The sequence below is a fragment of the Dietzia sp. oral taxon 368 genome, assembly GCF_002999155.1.
GTDB lineage: Bacteria > Actinomycetota > Actinomycetes > Mycobacteriales > Mycobacteriaceae > Dietzia > Dietzia cinnamea.
The window spans coordinates 1,348,145-1,362,599 of the sequence record NZ_CP027238.1 but is presented as its reverse complement, the minus strand read 5'-3'; the positions used below and the strand labels follow the sequence as shown (position 1 = coordinate 1,362,599).

Sequence of the window (14,455 nt, the reverse complement as noted above, 5' to 3'; positions counted from 1 at the left end):
CCTGGATAACATCCCGACATGGTGTCCACGCGAACCCCTCGTCGTCGTCCCCTCCTCGCCCTCGCCGCGGCCCTGGCCCTGGGGCTGGGCCTACCGGCCCCCGCCGGCGCCCAGCCGGCCCCGCCCTCCGCGGCCGCGGCGGACACCGAGGTGTTCGACCTGCCCGGGAGCTTCTACGACACCCGCGACCTGCCCGACGGGGCGCCCGGCGAGGTCCTGCGCGCGGAGCCGGCGGGCCTGCCCCTCGCCGTCACCGTGTCCGGGCTGCCCGAGGTGCCGTCACCGCTCCCCGCCCGCGCCCAGCGCGTCGTCTACCAGTCCGCCGACGTGCACGGCGCGCCCGTCGCCACCTCCGGCGCGCTGTACGACTCCACCGCCCCGTGGCACGGCCCCGGCCCACGGCCGACGATCGTGCTCGGGCCCGGCACCCAGGGCCAGGGCGATCCGTGCGCCCCCTCGCGCAACCTGGAGTCCGGCGTGGGGATCAACCCGCACACCGGCGGGCCCGCGCCCTCGTACGAGCAGGCCTTCGCGCTGGCGCTCGCCGGCCAGGGGCACCGCGTCATGGTGGTGGACTACATCGGCCTCGGCACCCCGGGCATGCACACCTACGCCGACCGCGTCGAGCAGGCCCACGCCATGCTCGACGGCGCCCGCGCCGCCAACGCGCTCACCGGCGGCGTCGCCCCCATGGTCTTCTGGGGCCACTCGCAGGGCGGCGGCGCCTCCGCGGCCGCGGCCGAGCTCGCCCCGGAGTACGCGCCCGAGCTGGACCTGCGCGGCGCCTACGCCTCCGCCCCGCCGGCCAACCTGCTCGCCGTGCTCCGCCACATCGACGGCAGCACCCTCACCGGCGCCATCGGCTACTCCATCAACGGCATGCTCCTGCGCTACCCCTCGCTGGCCGGGGTCATCGAGCGCAACATCAACGACGCCGGGCGGGCGGCCCTGGCCAACACCGCGAAGCTGTGCACCCTCGACCTGCGCAGCCGGTACGGCGGTCACACCACCGCCGAGTGGACCCGCAGCGGCGAGCGTCTGGGGGACGTCATCGTCTCCGAGCCGGACGCCCTCGCGGTCCTCGACCACCAGCGCATCGGTGCCCGACGGCCCCACGTCCCCGTGCTGCTCGCGGGCGGGATCCACGACGACATCATCCCGCTCGGCCAGGTCGAGCAGCTCGGCCGCGACTGGTGCGGCCAGGGCGTCGACGTGCAGTTCCACCACGAGACCACCCCGCCGGTGCGCGGCGTCACCCACGCCGCGGCCGCCGTGACCAACTTCCCGCTGGCCGTGCAGTTCGTCCACGACCGCCTCGCCGGCGTGCCCCCGCGCAACGACTGCCCTGACTTCCACAAGTTGACGCTGTTCTAGCATTCGGGTTTGTGGTTTGCGCTGGTAGAGCTAGTTCGGTGCTGGCGTTTGTGACACTAAACGGGCCGGTAGGCCTGTGGGGCTGAAATTTCGGAAGGTGCCGACGGGGTCGGGGGCCACGGGCGTGCAGTTGGTCGAATGGACCAACGGCCGCTTGGTGGTGCGCGAGCACCTGGGTTCGGCTCACACCCCCGGCGAGTTGGCGGCGTTGATCGAGGTCGCCAAGCAGCGCATCCAGGGCGATCAGCAGGCGTTAGACCTGGAGCTGAGCGAGCACAGCGGCGCGGTGATCGACGTGCCGGCAGCGACAGCCGCGCGGATCCAGCAGTCCACGGCGCGGATCCTGTGGCAAGGATTGACTGGCACGTACGCCAGGCTGGGCTTCGACGTGGTGGGCGATCCGGTGTTCCGCGACCTGGTGCTGTGCCGTGTGGTGGAGCCGACCAGCAAGTTGGACTCGGTTCGGGTCCTGGCCGAGTTGGGGACCAAGCCGCCGCACGTCAATACGCTCTACAACTGTCTACAGCGAGTGGTCGGCCGGGACTACCGCAGCCTGATCGCCACCGCATGTTGGGCCCACGTCACCCGCACCGGCGGCCCTGGCGTGGCGTTGGTGCTCTACGACTTGACCACCTTGTACTTCGAGGCCGAGAAAGAAGATGACCTGCGTAAAGTCGGCATGAGTAAAGAGCGCAAGGTCGACCCGCAGATCACCGTGGGCCTGCTGGCGGCCCGGGATGGGTTCCCGCTGGACGTGCACGTCTTCGAGGGCAACAAGGCAGAGACCAAGACGCTAATCCCGGTCATCACGGCCTTCCAAGAGCGCCACCAGATCAGCGACATGGTCGTGGTGGCCGATGCGGGAATGCTGTCGGCGGCCAACCTCAATGCGCTGGAGGACGCGGGCCTGTCGTTCATCGTCGGCTCCCGCACTTCCAAGGCGCCCAAAGAGCTCGAGGACCACTTCGGCCGCCGCGGCAACGCAATCGCCGACGACGGCGTCGTGGAGCTGATCCGCCCCATAGGACAGGGCCGGGACCGGCGCGACCGGCGGGTGGTGTGGCACTACAAATGGGAGCGGGCCAAACGAGACCGGCGGACGCTAAACGCGCAGATTGACCGCGCCAGGCGCGTCGCCGACCGGGCAGAGCCACTCAAGAAGCAGCGGTTCGTCAAAATCACCGACCAGAAGGTGATCCTGGACGAGGTCTCGATCCAGCGGGCCCGAGAATCTGCAGGTTACAAGGGGTACGTCACCAACATCGCGTCGGAGGTCATGGACGGCCATGCCGTCGTGGCGGCCTATCACGACCTCTGGAAAGTCGAGCAGTCCTTCCGTATGGCCAAGGCTGACCTGAGGGCCCGCCCGATCTTCCACCGCACCCGCGATGCGATCGAAGCTCATCTGACCGTCGTGTTCGCGGCCCTGGCAGTGGCCCGGCACCTGCAGGACGTCACCGGCATGTCGATCAAGAAGATCGTCACCACCCTGCGGCCCCTGCGCACCGTCACCGTTGCCATCGGCGACCACGAAATGCTCGTCGAACCCACAATCTCGGACGCCGCGCGAGCCGTCATCGACGCGATCAACTCAGGGTGACACTAAAACTTGTGGAAGTCAGGACTGCGGGCGCCTCTAGCCCTGCCCCGAAATCGGCGACTCCGCCGCCGGATCGGCAGCCCCTGTGGGGGTCGCGGAGACAGCGGCGGAGTCGCCGATTTCGGGGGTCAGACGTCCAGGAAGCGGACGTCGCGGGCGTTGCGGGTGATGAAGTTGCGGCGCGCGTCCACGTCCTCACCCATGAGGATCGAGAACAACTCGTCGGCCGCCGCGGCGTCCTCGAGGGTGACCTGCCGAAGCGTGCGGACCGACGGGTCCATCGTGGTCTCCCACAGCTCCTTCGGGTTCATCTCGCCGAGGCCCTTGTAGCGCTGGATGCCGTCGTCGACGTTGATCTTGCGCTTGTTCTCCAGGCCGATCTTGAGGAGTTCGTCGCGCTCGCGGTCCGAGTACGCGAAGTCCGGCTCGCCCTTGCTCCACTTGAGCTTGTACAGCGGGGGCTGCGCGAGGTAGACGTACCCGTTCTCCACGAGCGGCTTCATGAAGCGGAAGATGAGCGTCAGCAGCAGCGTCGCGATGTGCTGGCCGTCGACGTCGGCGTCGGCCATCAGCACGATCTTGTGGTACCGCAGCTTGTCGATGTCGAATTCCTCGTGGATGCCGGTGCCCAGCGCCGTGATGATGGCCTGGACCTCGGCGTTCTTGAGGACCTTGTCGATCCGCGACTTCTCGACGTTGATGATCTTTCCGCGCAGCGGCAGGATCGCCTGGAACATCGAGTCGCGACCGGACTTGGCCGAACCACCGGCCGAGTCACCCTCCACGATGTAGAGCTCGGACTTCGACGGGTCCTTGGACCGGCAGTCCGCGAGCTTGCCGGGCAGGCCGCCGATGTCGGTCGCCGACTTCCGGCGCACCATCTCGCGGGCCTTGCGGGCGGCGACGCGTGCCTGACTGGAGGCGATGGCCTTGTTGACGATCACCTTGGCCTCGGCGGGGTTGGCTTCGAACCAGTGACCGATGTGTTCGGCCACCTGCCGCTGGACGAAGCCCTTGACCTCGGTGTTGCCGAGCTTGGTCTTGGTCTGCCCCTCGAACTGCGGGTCCGCGATCTTGGCGGAGATGACGGCCGCGAGACCCTCGCGGATGTCGTCACCCGTGAGGTTGGGGTCCTTCTCCTTGATGAGCTTCTTGTCCCGGGCGTACTTGTTGACCAGCGAGGTCAACGCCGCACGGAAGCCCTCCTCGTGGGTGCCGCCCTCGTGGGTGTTGATCGTGTTGGCGAAGGTGTGGACGGACTCCGAGTACCCGGAGTTCCACTGCATGGCGACCTCGACCTCGTGGCCGGTGCCCTTGCCCTCGAAGTACAGGATCGTCGGGTGGATCGCGGTCTTGGACTTGTTGATCGCCTTGACGTAGTCCTTGAGGCCGTCCGGGTAGTGGAAGGTCCGCTTGCGCTCGCGGATCTTCTCGGGCTCGGCCGCCTCGGCTCCGTCACCGGCGCCCTCGACGAAGACCTGCTCGGCGTCCACGGCGCTGGCCAGGTCGGAGCCCTCGTCCGAGCCCGGTGCGGAGTCCGGTCCGACGCCTTCGCTGTCCGCGATGGCGTCGAGCTCCGCCGCCTTCTCGGCGCGCGGCCGACGGTCGGTCAGCGTGATGGTCAGTCCCTTGTTGAGGAACGCCATCTCCTGCAGGCGGCGGGCGACGATGTCGAAGTCGTACTCGGTGGTCTCGAAGATCGACGGATCGGCCCAGAACCGGACCTTGGTCCCGGTGCCCTCGGCGGGCCCGGCGTCGACCAGCTCCGCCGGCACGGCCATGTCGAAGTCCTGCTTCCACAGGCGGCCGTCGCGCTTGATCTGGACCTCGACGCGGGTCGACAGCGCGTTGACCACCGAGATGCCGACGCCGTGGAGACCACCGGAGACCGCGTAGGAATCCGAGTCGAACTTGCCGCCCGCGTGGAGCTGGGTCATGACCACCTGCACGGTGGGCATGCCCGACTCGTGCATCTCCACCGGGATGCCTCGGCCGTCGTCGATGACCTCGACGCCGCCGTCCTCGAGCAGAGTGACCTTGACGCCGGTCGCGTGCCCCGCCATCGCCTCGTCGACGGAGTTGTCGACGACCTCCCAGATCAGGTGGTGCAGACCCCGCGGTCCGGTGGAGCCGATGTACATACCCGGCCGCATCCGGACGGCCTCGAGCCCTTCGAGGACAGTGATCGATGAAGCGCCGTATTCCTTGGCTCCGCCGTTGTCGGCCGTGCTCCTGGCGTCCGCCACGTGCGATCTCCTCGCGTCTCGGGGGTCTGGGACCGGCCCAGTCTACCTGCGGGAACCGCCGCGCGGGCCGCGGGCACGCCCGGCCCTCACCCGTAGGTGTCCCGCGGGCCGCGACCCGACACGTGGAGGGGGCCCTTCCGCCAACTCGGTTTCTCCGGCCCCTCCACCTTGAGCCGACGGACGTGACCCGGTCCCATGGCGGCGGCGATCTTGCGGAGGATGTCCGCGGACATCAACCGCAGCTGCGTGGCCCACGCGGTACTCGAGGCCCGCACGTGGAGGATCCCCTCCTCCAGACGCTCCGGCGTCGCGTGGCTCGAGACGTCCTCGCCGACGATCCGTCCCCACTCGGCGAACAGCCGGCCGGTGGCGACCTTGTCGTCCCATCCGCGCTTCTTGGCGACCTGGCCGACGAGCCGCCCGAGCGGCTGGGGATCCCACGGGTCGGCGCCGGCGCCCGTCCACCCGCGCTTGCGCAGCCGACGTCCCGCGCCGACCGGGCCGGTCCGTCCGCGACCGACCTGTTTGCCTTCCGCACGTGCCTTCGCCCTGGCCTCCTCGAGCGCCTTTTTGGCGATGTCATAACCACGTTGTGGCTGGTCAGACGGGGTTATGCCGTCCGCGCCGGTCCCGCCCGTCATGTCGGGTCCCCACTTTCCGTATCGGTGTTCTCGTCGTCGTCACCCTCGTCGTCCCGGGGTCGTGACAGTGTCATCGCGGAGTGACGGTCCCGCCCCTCGCCCGTCATCACGACGTCATGACGCACGCCCCGCAGTCCGGCTGGGACGTCCTCCCCGACCGCCGCGGTGATGAGGACCTGCTCGACCCCGGCCGCGACATCGGCGAGCGCGGCGCGGCGGTGGCGGTCGAGTTCGGCGAACACATCGTCGAGGAGGAGCACCGGCTCGGCACCGTCGGCGCGGAACAACTCGAGGGAGCCGAGGCGCAACGCGAGCGCGAACGACCACGTCTCACCGTGGCTGGCGAACCCCTTCGCCGGTTCGTCGCCGAGGGTCAGGAGGAGGTCGTCGCGGTGCGGCCCGACGAGCGACATGCCGCGGTCGATCTCGTCGCGTCGCCGCCGACCGAGCTCCGCGAGGAGCACCGCCTCGACGAGTTCGGGATCGGTCAGCTCGGACTCATCGGGGGTGTCGGCGACGCGGAACCGGTAGGCGAGATCGGCCGGGCGGGACTCGGGTGCCAGCCCGCGATAGGCGTCGACGACGAGGGGGCGCAGCTGCCGGAGGAGGTCGATCCGACCGGCCACGAGTCTGGCCCCGAGTTCGGCCAGCCGGCCGTCCCACACGTCGAGGGTGTCCAGCACCGCGGCGGATTCCTCGGGCCGGCCGCGCCGCAGCGCACCTGACGCGGACTTGAGCAGCGCGGTGCGCTGACGCAGCACGGACGAGTACTCGGCCAGGTCGCCACCGAGCGAGGGACGGCGTTGGACCATGAGCTCGTCGAGCAGCCGACGCCGCTCGGCTGGCTCGCCGCGCACGAGGGCGAGGTCCTCGGGCGCGAAGAGGACGGACTGGACGACCCCGAGGATGTCGGAGAGTCGGCGGCACGGTGAGGTGTTGAGTCTCGCGCGGTTGGCCTTGCCGGTGTTCAGCGCGAGTTCGACGGTGAGTTCCCGCCCGGCGTTGTGGGCGAGTGCGCCGACGAGCGCGGTCCCGGCACCCGTCCGGATCATCGGCGCGTCGCCCGCGACGCGGTGGGATCGGAGGCTGGCCAGCACGCCGATCGCCTCGAGGACGTTGGTCTTCCCGTGGCCGTTGCGGCCGATCAGCGTGGTGACCCCCGGCTCGAGATCCAGTTCGAGCAGCGGCCAGGAGCGGAAGTCCAGGAGCGTGAGGTGACGCAGGTGCATACCGGAACGGTCCCGGGTCGCGGGCTCAGCCCGGCAGGCGCACGGGCATGAGCAGGTAGGTGTGGTCCGACTCGACGGGCGCGATGGCGCCGTCGGCGCCCGGCTCGGGGAGGGCCTCGGGTGCGGGTCGCAGGACGGCGGGGCGGCTGGGCTGCGTGAACCCGAACGCGACGCGGGCCGAGTGGATGCTGCCCAGGCCGTCGAGCAGGTAGCCGGGGTTGAAGGCGATGGTCAGCGGCTCGCCGACGAAGTCCACCGGGAGCGACTCGTTGGCCTGCGCGGCGTCGTCCCCGCCGGCCGAGAGCGCGAGTTCGCCCTCGCTGAACGCCATGCGGACCTGGACGCCGCGGTCGGCGACGAGCGCGACACGCTTGATCGCCTGCACGAGGGCGTCGACCTCGACGATCGCGACGGACGTGTGCTGGGACGGCAGCAGCTGCCGGACCTTGGGGAACTCTGCGTCGAGCAGGCGGGTGGTGGTGCGCTGACCGGAGACCAGCACACCGAGGATGCCCTCGGCCCCGACGTTGGAACCCGCCCCGAGGCTGAGGTCGACTCGACCACCGTGTCCGGCCGAGCGGGTGACCTCGGACAGCGCCTTGGCCGGGATGAGCACCTCGACGGTGACGTCCTCGCGAGCCGGCTCCCAGTCGAACTCCCGGATGGCCAGGCGGAACCGGTCGGTCGCGATGAGCGTGACCCGGGTGCCCTCGATCTCCATACGGATGCCGGTGAGCATCGGGAGGGTGTCGTCCTTGCCGGCCGCGACGACGACCTGGCCCACGGCCTCCGAGAACGCGTCGACCTCGGCGGAGCCGGTGACCTCCGGCATGGCCGGAAGCTGCGGGTAGTCCTCGACCGGCATGGTCGGGAGGGTGAACTTCGCGGAGCCGCAGGTGATGTACATCTTCTGCGCGGTGACCACCACCTCGACCGGGCGGTCGGGCAGGGCGCGGGCGATGTCGGCCAACAGCCGCCCGGACACCAGCGTGCTGCCCGGCTCGGATACCTCCGCGGGTACCGAGACCTGCGCTGACGTCTCGTAGTCGAACCCCGAGATCGTCAGACCCGAGTCCGCCTCGAGCAGGACGCCGCCGAGGATCGGCACCGACGGCCGCGAGGGCAGCGTGCGGGCGACCCAGGCCACGGATTCCGCGAAGTCCTCGCGGGTGACGCGGAACGTCGGATCCGTGATCTCCATCGATGACCTCTTTCAGGCGGGGCGGATACCGGCTGCCGGTATCTGGACGAGCGGTCTGTTTCGGGGGGTCGTGCCGTACGTGCCCGCCGCGGTCGGCGGAACGTCTCCATGAGGGTAACCGCTCGCACCGACAGTGGGCACACGGAGTCGGCGTAACCGGTCAAGCAGGCTCGCCGTTCCACATCCCTACTTCTTACAAGAACTCTCAAGAGAGATAAGAGGTAGTAGTAGTAGGTCCTGTGAAATTGTGAGCCGAGACCTGTAACCACAGGTCTCCGCCGATTTCGTCGTGTGAACGCGTCTGTCGATTCTTGTGATTTGGTCGAGCGCCCCGGTGGAATCACAAGATCCCGTCCACCCTCTGTCCACCGTCGGTCCACAAGATCCCACAGCTTTGTCCACAGCTGTGAACGATGTGACGAAGGGGGTCGCGGGGGGTCTCAGTTGTGTCGCGATGCGGTCGCAGGCGCCGTGACATGACGGTCGCAGGCGCCGTGACACGACGGCTCCGGCCGGATGACAGGGGGCGCGGCGACGCGGCGACCCGCGCGCACGACGAATCAGCCCGTATGGCGGGAAGGGGGACGGTACGAGTGGCCCTCAGAGCGAGCGGGAGCGCTCCTTGATCCGGGCGGTGAGCTCCTGGATCTGGTCGTAGGTACGCCGGTCGTCCTTGATCTCCTTGAGGATCTTGCGCTGGGCGTACATGACCGTGGTGTGGTCCTTGCCGCCGAAGGTGACGCCGATCTTGGGGAGGGAGAGGTCGGTGAGTTCGCGGCACAGGTACATGGCGATCTGCCGTGCCCGGGAGAGCGACCGCGTCTTGGACGTGCCGCACAGTTCGTCGATGCTCGTCGAGAAGAACTCCGCGGTCACCGCCATGATGGTCGCCGCGGAGATCTGTAGCGAATCGTCGTCGGAGACCACGTCGCGCAGGACGATCTCGGCGAGCGGCACGTCGATCTCGTGACCGTTGAGCGACGCGAACGCCACCACACGGATGAGCGCGCCCTCGAGTTCGCGGATATTCCGCTGGACGCGGGTGGCGATGAGCTCGAGGACGTCCCGGGGGACGACGTAGTTCTCGGACTTCGCCTTCTTGTCCAGGATCGCGATGCGTGTCTCGAGCTCGGGCGGCTGGATGTCGGTGATCAGCCCCCACTCGAAGCGCGTGCGAAGTCGGTCCTCGAGGGGCTGCAGTTGCTTGGGCGGTCGGTCTGAGGAGATCACGATCTGCTTCTGCGCGTTGTGGATCGTGTTGAAGGTGTGGAAGAACTCCTCCTGGACCTGCTCCTTGCCGATCAGGAACTGGATATCGTCCACCAGCAGGATGTCCGCCTCGCGGTACCGCTTCTTGAACATGTTCTGGCGCCCGTCGCGGACGGAGTTGATGAAGTCGTTGGTGAACTCCTCGGTCGAGACGTACTTGACCTTCTGTTCGGAGTACATGCGCAACGAATAGTGCCCGATGGCATGGAGCAGGTGGGTCTTGCCGAGTCCGGATTCTCCCCAGATGAACAGGGGGTTGTACGCACGGGCGGGCGCCTCGGCCACGGCGAGTGCGGCGGCCCTGGCGAACCTGTTGGAGTTGCCCTGGACGAACGCGCTGAAGGTGTAGCGCTCGTTGAGGCCGGGGGCCGTCGCAGCGGACAGCGCCTCGTCGCGGTCGCTGCCGTGGAGGAGTCGCTCGGCGGCGATCTGTTCCTCGGTCATCCGCCGGGGCCGTGTGGTGGCCGGCGGGGGCTCCTCCTCGGCGGCCGGGCGATGGATCTCGTCGGCGTCGATGACCTGGTCGTCCTGGTCGTCGGTGGGCGGTTGCCCGCCGGCCAGGGAGGTGTCGACCTTGACGGCGAGGTCGACGGGCTCGCCGAGCTGCGCGCTCAGGGCGCGGGTGATGGGTCCGCGCAGGACGGATTCGATGTTGTCGCGGGCGAAGGCCGACGGCGCGGCGAGCATCGCGAATCCGTTGACCACGGCGATCGGCTGGACGAGCCGGAGCCACGCCTGCTGCTGGCGGGACAGGGCCGGGTTGTCGTCACTGGCCAACTCGGGATCGGTGAGCCTGTCGAGGACGGCACTCCACACGTGTTCGAGCTCAGGAGACACGGTGGGCGGTCTCCTCTCGTCAGCGTGTCGGGCGATCCCGGCGGGCCGGGGGGCCGGCCAGGCCGGACACCACACTCTATCCACAGGCTCCGACCCAGGTCCACTGAGGTATCCACATGGTTGTCCACAGCTGTGAGAAGACAGACTTCTCCCGTGGACGGTTCGCAGGTGAAGGATCAGCGGCGAGGGATCGGTGGTACTGGTTCGGATCTGAGGTTATGTACAGCCCGGGGGGCTTGTTGGTGAATGACCGTAACAACACGTCCCAGCCAGGGGCAACCCTCAAGATCGACTGGAGGCCGGAAGTCAAGCATCGCGGCCGTGGGCGTGTCGAGTTGGCCTGCGAAGTGGTGACCGTGGGACGAATGGGATTACACGGTTTGGTGGCCGGCGCGTGGTGCGCGTAATCTTGAACAGTCTGCCGTGCGCCCGCGGGCGTACGGCGCGTCGTGGTGCCGCCGACCCCGGTGATTCGACGACGTCTCGTACTCGAACAGGCGCCGGTCACGGCGCCGACTTCACGTGAGGAGCCAACCATGGCCAAGGGCAAGCGGACTTTCCAGCCGAACAACCGTCGTCGTGCCAAGGTGCACGGTTTCCGTCTCCGGATGCGCACGCGCGCCGGCCGTGGCATCGTCGGCGCCCGTCGTCGCAAGGGCCGCGCCTCGCTGACGGCCTGATCCCGGCCGGGGTGGCGCGTGCTTCCCAGGTCGCACCGGCTCCACCGTTCCGCTGATTTCGCGACGGTGGTGCGCAAGGGTGCCAGGAAGGGCCGCCGCACCATGGTCGTACACGCCCACGTGGACTCCTCGGATGTCCGCGTGGGCGGTCCGCGTTTCGGGCTCGTCGTGAGCAAAGCCGTCGGGGACTCGGTGACACGCCACCGGGTCAGCCGGCGGCTTCGTCATATCGCCGCCGAGGTGCTGGCGGACGTCGACCCGGACCTCATGGTCGTCGTGCGCGCGAACCCGGCGTCGGCGACGGCCCCTCACGCGGATCTGGTGCGGGACATGAGAACCGGGTTGGCCGCGGCGGCGGCACGGGCTCGGGGGTCCTCATGACCCGGGGGCGTCCGGGACTCGTGGCCCGGGTCCTGTTGTGGATGCTGGACTTCTATCAGAAGGGCATCTCGCCGCTCACCCCGCCGAGCTGCCGGTTTGAGCCGACGTGCAGCGCGTACGCCGTCGAGGCCGTGCGTGTCCACGGCGCCTGGTACGGCACCTGGCTGTCTGTGTGGCGCCTGCTGCGCTGCGGCCCGTGGACGCCGGGCGGGTGGGACCCGGTCCCGGAGCCACGCGCGCCCGATCCCCCGGACGAGCATGACGCGCACGACCACAATTCACGAACGTAGCTAGGACTCACACACCCATGTCGTTCATCACCAACCCGCTGGTCTATTACCCGATCTCCGGGATCCTCTGGTTCTGGCACAAGATCTTCGCCTTCCTCGGGGGGCTCCTCCCGTGGGTCGAGGCGCCGGACTCCAACGGCGTCATCTGGGCGCTGTCGGTGATCTTCCTAGTCGTCACGCTGCGCGCGTTGCTGTTCTGGCCGGCGGCCAAGCAGATCCGCTTCTCCCGCAAGATGCAGGAGCTGCAGCCCAAGATGAAGGAGTTGCAGAAGCGGTACAAGAACGACCGCGAGAAGCTCGCCGTCGAGACGCGCAAGCTGCAGAAGCAGGAGGGCTTCAACCCTCTGCTGGGCTGTCTGCCCATGCTCATCCAGATCCCTGTGTTCCTGGGTCTGTTCCACGTGCTGCGCTCGTTCAACCGGATGGGTGAGCAGTTCGGCGCGCTGGGGATGACGGCCGAGGAGACGCGCAACACGGGAAACTACGTGTTCAACGCGGACGAGGTCCAGAGCTTCCTCGACGCCCGTCTGTTCGGCGCCCCGCTGTCGTCGTTCATCTCCCAGCCGGTCGAGCAGTTCCAGGCCTTCGTCGAACCGGGTGCCGCGCTGGACTTCGCCCGCTGGAACATCATCCTGGTCGCCGTCCCGCTGATGATCATCTCGGCGGTCACGACCCACTTCAACGCCCGCGTGTCGCTGTCGCGCCAGTCGCCGGAGGCGGCGGCGAATCCGCAGGCGAAGATTATGAACCAGCTGATGCTGTGGGCGTTCCCCATCGGCATCCTGGTGACCGGTGCGTTCTGGCCGATGGCGATCCTCGTCTACATGGTCACCAACAACCTGTGGACCCTGGGCCAGCAGTACTTCCTGTACGAGCGGATGGCCAAGGAGGACGACGCCGCCGCGCTGGCGCGCCGTGAGGAGCAGAAGGCCCTCGCCCCGCGCGTCGGGGTGAAGCCGGTCAACCCCAAGAAGGGCCGTGGGAGCGTGTCGGCCGCCGCGTCGGGTACCGCCGTGGCCACCGCGCCCACCGTGGGCGCGGATGAGGTGAATGGGGACGACGACGAGGTGGTCCCGCCGAAGGCCGCTCCCGCCTCTCCCTCGCCGAGCGGGCCCCGCCCGGGGCAGCGCCCACAGGCGCCGGGCGGACAGCGGAGTAGGCCGGCTCAGAAGGCCTCCGGATCGCGGCCCAAGAACAAGAAGAAGAAAAAGAAGCGGTGACCCGGTAGGGCACGCAACTGGACAAGGTCCCCGATGCGCCGGCGTCGGGGACCTTGTCCCATACTTGGGGTAGATACTCGTCGGCTCGTGTGGGTACGGCGATCGGCGGTCACGACGGAGGCGGGTCCATGTCCAGAAGGAGCATCGAGGTGTCCGAGGAACGATTGGTCGAGGAGGGCGAGGTTGCCGGTGACTATCTCGAGCAGTTCCTCGACATCCTGGACTTCGACGGGGACATCGACCTGGATGTCGAGGGCGACCGCGCGGTCGTGAGCATCGTCGGGGGCGACGATCTCGACACGCTCGTGGGTCCGGACGGCGCGGTGCTCGATGCGATCCAGGAGCTGACCCGTCTGGCCGTCCAGCAGGAGTTGGGTGACCGGAGTCGGCTGATGCTCGACATCGCCGGATGGCGCGAGGCCAAGCGGGAGGCGTTGACCGATGCCGGTCGTGTCGCCGCCCAGCGGGTGCTCGAGTCCGGAGAGTCGGAGGAACTGGAGCCGATGACCCCGTTCGAGCGGAAGATCATCCACGACGCGATCACGGAGATCGACGGGGTCACGTCGGACTCGACCGGCGTCGAGCCGAACCGCCGGGTGGTTGTCGTGCCGGAGTGAGGCCATGAGGACGCGGGCAGGGGTGCGAGTCGAGCGGCTCGCACCCCTGTCGCGTGTCCGGGGAGAATGACAACAATGTAGTTCGATGTTTCACGTGAAACCGGGCGGGGGCCCGATGGAGGTAGCTCAAAGCCATGACCGACGACACCGCTGACGAAACGACACGTGACGGCGGCGATACCGCCTCCCTCGATGTGCCGGCCGGCGCCGCAGACGTGTTCGGCGAGCGCCTCCCGCTGGCGATCCGCTACGTCGAGTTTCTCGGTTCCGCGGGACTGGAGCGGGGTCTGATGGGGCCACGCGAGCGACCTCGTCTGTGGGACCGGCACGTCCTCAACTCCGCAGCGGCAGCGTCTGCGCTCGAGGACGGGGAGGCCGTCGTGGACATCGGCAGCGGCGCCGGCCTCCCGGGGATACCGCTGGCCCTCGCCCGCCCGGATCTCCGCGTCACGCTCGTGGAGCCCCTGCTGCGTCGTGTCACGTTCCTCGAGGAGATCATCGACGAGCTCGGGATCGACGTGCGGGTGGTTCGGGGCCGCGCGGAGGAGAAGCACATCATCTCGACGGCGGGGGACGCCGACGTCGTCGCTTCCCGCGCGGTGGCGCCGCTGGCCAAGCTCGCGGGGTGGTCCGCTCCCCTGCTCCGTGTCGGCGGCCGGATGGTCGCGCTGAAGGGTGAGTCCGCGGCAGACGAGGTCGAACGGGATCGTGGGGCACTCGCCAAGCTCGGTTTCGAGGGGCTTCGCGTCGAGACCGTGGCCGCCCCCGATGCCGAGCCGACGAGGCTGGTGATCGGCAGCCTGGCGACTAGGATGGGACATCGTGGCTCGCGATCTCGCGGGGGAGGACGACGCGGTCGGTGAACGGCCC

General features: G+C 68.7%; 13 protein-coding genes. 8 read left to right on the top strand and 5 right to left on the bottom strand.

Annotated features, from left to right (window positions below; translation table 11 throughout):
• The first annotated feature begins 18 nt into the window (after positions 1–18).
• Both C3V38_RS06455 and C3V38_RS06450 read left to right on the top strand, forming a co-directional pair.
• Entirely contained in the window at positions 19–1,374 is a 1,356-nt protein-coding gene (locus tag C3V38_RS06455; RefSeq protein ID WP_106385321.1) for a lipase family protein, read from the top strand.
• A gap of 82 nt (positions 1,375–1,456) precedes the next feature.
• The gene (locus C3V38_RS06450; RefSeq protein WP_371412145.1) at positions 1,457–2,974 is read left to right on the top strand and encodes an IS1634 family transposase; all 1,518 of its coding nucleotides are present in this window, start codon (positions 1,457–1,459) and stop codon (positions 2,972–2,974) included.
• 128 nt (positions 2,975–3,102) lie between these two features.
• Here C3V38_RS06450 and gyrB read toward each other — a convergent pair whose 3' ends face one another.
• The 5 genes from gyrB to dnaA all read right to left on the bottom strand — a co-directional run bounded on the left by gyrB (position 3,103) and on the right by dnaA (position 10,397).
• Complete coding sequence (gene gyrB, locus C3V38_RS06445) at positions 3,103–5,220, bottom strand: DNA topoisomerase (ATP-hydrolyzing) subunit B (protein WP_106385319.1); 2,118 nt, start codon at positions 5,218–5,220, stop codon at positions 3,103–3,105.
• Between the two features lie 86 nt (positions 5,221–5,306).
• Positions 5,307–5,861 carry a DciA family protein gene (locus tag C3V38_RS06440; protein WP_106385318.1) on the bottom strand — a complete coding sequence of 185 codons (555 nt, stop codon included), beginning with the start codon at positions 5,859–5,861 and terminating at the stop codon, positions 5,307–5,309.
• The gene (recF, locus tag C3V38_RS06435; protein ID WP_106385317.1) at positions 5,858–7,090 is read right to left on the bottom strand and encodes a DNA replication/repair protein RecF; all 1,233 of its coding nucleotides are present in this window, start codon (positions 7,088–7,090) and stop codon (positions 5,858–5,860) included. The genes C3V38_RS06440 and recF overlap by 4 nt, the downstream gene beginning before the upstream one ends.
• 25 nt (positions 7,091–7,115) lie before the next feature.
• On the bottom strand, positions 7,116–8,291 hold the full coding sequence (gene dnaN, locus C3V38_RS06430; RefSeq protein ID WP_106385316.1) for a DNA polymerase III subunit beta: 1,176 nt from the start codon (positions 8,289–8,291) through the stop codon (positions 7,116–7,118).
• A gap of 600 nt (positions 8,292–8,891) precedes the next feature.
• Complete coding sequence (dnaA, locus tag C3V38_RS06425; RefSeq protein ID WP_106385315.1) at positions 8,892–10,397, bottom strand: chromosomal replication initiator protein DnaA; 1,506 nt, start codon at positions 10,395–10,397, stop codon at positions 8,892–8,894.
• 536 nt (positions 10,398–10,933) lie between these two features.
• Here dnaA and rpmH point away from each other — a divergent pair.
• The 6 genes from rpmH to rsmG all read left to right on the top strand — a co-directional run bounded on the left by rpmH (position 10,934) and on the right by rsmG (position 14,448).
• The gene (gene rpmH, locus C3V38_RS06420) at positions 10,934–11,077 is read left to right on the top strand and encodes a 50S ribosomal protein L34 (RefSeq protein WP_007629603.1); all 144 of its coding nucleotides are present in this window, start codon (positions 10,934–10,936) and stop codon (positions 11,075–11,077) included.
• Between the two features lie 18 nt (positions 11,078–11,095).
• Positions 11,096–11,458: a ribonuclease P protein component gene (gene rnpA, locus C3V38_RS06415; RefSeq protein WP_106385314.1), complete on the top strand. Its 363-nt coding sequence runs from the start codon at positions 11,096–11,098 to the stop codon at positions 11,456–11,458.
• Positions 11,455–11,748 carry a membrane protein insertion efficiency factor YidD gene (gene yidD, locus C3V38_RS06410; RefSeq protein WP_106385313.1) on the top strand — a complete coding sequence of 98 codons (294 nt, stop codon included), beginning with the start codon at positions 11,455–11,457 and terminating at the stop codon, positions 11,746–11,748. The genes rnpA and yidD overlap by 4 nt, the downstream gene beginning before the upstream one ends.
• 17 nt (positions 11,749–11,765) lie before the next feature.
• Complete coding sequence (gene yidC / locus C3V38_RS06405) at positions 11,766–12,968, top strand: membrane protein insertase YidC (RefSeq protein WP_106385312.1); 1,203 nt, start codon at positions 11,766–11,768, stop codon at positions 12,966–12,968.
• Between the two features lie 128 nt (positions 12,969–13,096).
• Positions 13,097–13,585 carry a R3H domain-containing nucleic acid-binding protein gene (locus C3V38_RS06400; RefSeq protein ID WP_106385311.1) on the top strand — a complete coding sequence of 163 codons (489 nt, stop codon included), beginning with the start codon at positions 13,097–13,099 and terminating at the stop codon, positions 13,583–13,585.
• Between the two features lie 134 nt (positions 13,586–13,719).
• Positions 13,720–14,448 carry a 16S rRNA (guanine(527)-N(7))-methyltransferase RsmG gene (gene rsmG, locus C3V38_RS06395; RefSeq protein WP_106385310.1) on the top strand — a complete coding sequence of 243 codons (729 nt, stop codon included), beginning with the start codon at positions 13,720–13,722 and terminating at the stop codon, positions 14,446–14,448.
• Positions 14,449–14,455 lie beyond the last annotated feature (7 nt).

Excerpts from the sequence above, each read along its gene's own strand:
- C3V38_RS06455 (WP_106385321.1), top strand. The coding sequence starts at position 19 with ATGGTGTCCACGCGAACCCCTCGTCGTCGTCCCCTCCTCGCCCTCGCC.
- C3V38_RS06440 (WP_106385318.1), bottom strand. The coding sequence starts at position 5,861 with ATGACGGGCGGGACCGGCGCGGACGGCATAACCCCGTCTGACCAGCCA.
- recF (WP_106385317.1), bottom strand. The coding sequence starts at position 7,090 with ATGCACCTGCGTCACCTCACGCTCCTGGACTTCCGCTCCTGGCCGCTG.
- dnaN (WP_106385316.1), bottom strand. The coding sequence starts at position 8,291 with ATGGAGATCACGGATCCGACGTTCCGCGTCACCCGCGAGGACTTCGCG.
- rpmH (WP_007629603.1), top strand. The coding sequence starts at position 10,934 with ATGGCCAAGGGCAAGCGGACTTTCCAGCCGAACAACCGTCGTCGTGCC.
- yidD (WP_106385313.1), top strand. The coding sequence starts at position 11,455 with ATGACCCGGGGGCGTCCGGGACTCGTGGCCCGGGTCCTGTTGTGGATG.
- yidC (WP_106385312.1), top strand. The coding sequence starts at position 11,766 with ATGTCGTTCATCACCAACCCGCTGGTCTATTACCCGATCTCCGGGATC.
- C3V38_RS06400 (WP_106385311.1), top strand. The coding sequence starts at position 13,097 with ATGTCCAGAAGGAGCATCGAGGTGTCCGAGGAACGATTGGTCGAGGAG.
- rsmG (WP_106385310.1), top strand. The coding sequence starts at position 13,720 with ATGACCGACGACACCGCTGACGAAACGACACGTGACGGCGGCGATACC.